Origin of the sequence: Geobacillus sp. B4113_201601, from assembly GCF_001587475.1 — a bacterium.
Classification (GTDB): Bacteria; Bacillota; Bacilli; order Bacillales; family Anoxybacillaceae; genus Geobacillus; species Geobacillus icigianus.
On record NZ_LQYX01000063.1, the window covers coordinates 1 to 674 of the forward strand.

The 674-nt window shown below is 52.5% G+C and carries 1 pseudogene; it reads right to left on the reverse strand.

What is annotated here, in order from left to right:
• Window positions 1–8 precede the first annotated feature (8 nt).
• Window positions 9–559, reverse strand: a pseudogene (locus B4113_RS08110) (DUF6431 domain-containing protein).
• Between the last annotated feature and the right edge of the window lie 115 nt (window positions 560–674).

The following is a 674-nucleotide window of genomic DNA, read 5'->3' on the forward strand; positions in this document are numbered from 1 at the left end:
GAAACGGTTTAATCTGCAAACAGATGCCATCTCTCGTTGGCCCACAGGTCTTGGATGATCGAGCCCACCCCCCGTCCCTCCAAGATCTGCATCCACCAGACCGCCCGTTCGGTTCTTGCGTTCCCCACAGGGCCGATGATCCTCCATCTCCTCGCCGCCACGTGATGCAAGCGGGGGAGATTCCGGAAAAATCGTCGGACATAAAACAAAATGACCCCCTTGGTGGGAAAACCAACCTGTTTGGTCTTCGCTCCTCGTCTTGGCGTTTCGAGCCATGCTTTGACCGCTTGCCAGATGACGGATAGGGTATATTGAACATACGGGAGGAGGAACGAAGGCAGCACACTCACGGTTTTGCGGCATTCTCGCGAGCGTACCGCGCGATCCAAAGGCGATACTCCCCCTCTGCCGTCAACGCATAGCGTTGGTAATACCCGTGACGGTGCAAGGGGCGGCGGGATAGACCGTGGGGACATTGGTTTACATCAGGAAAATCGTTCTCTTTCCCACGATCCGTATACGTTTGAATGTCAATGCCAAAGTCGTGAAACTGGATCACACTTCCTCCCCCCTTGAAACGAATGGCAATCTTCGTCCGAAACAATTCACAAAAAAATTAGCACATTCCTTCAGAAAAGGGGAGAGGGCTTTCTGAAGAAATGTGCAAAAAAATG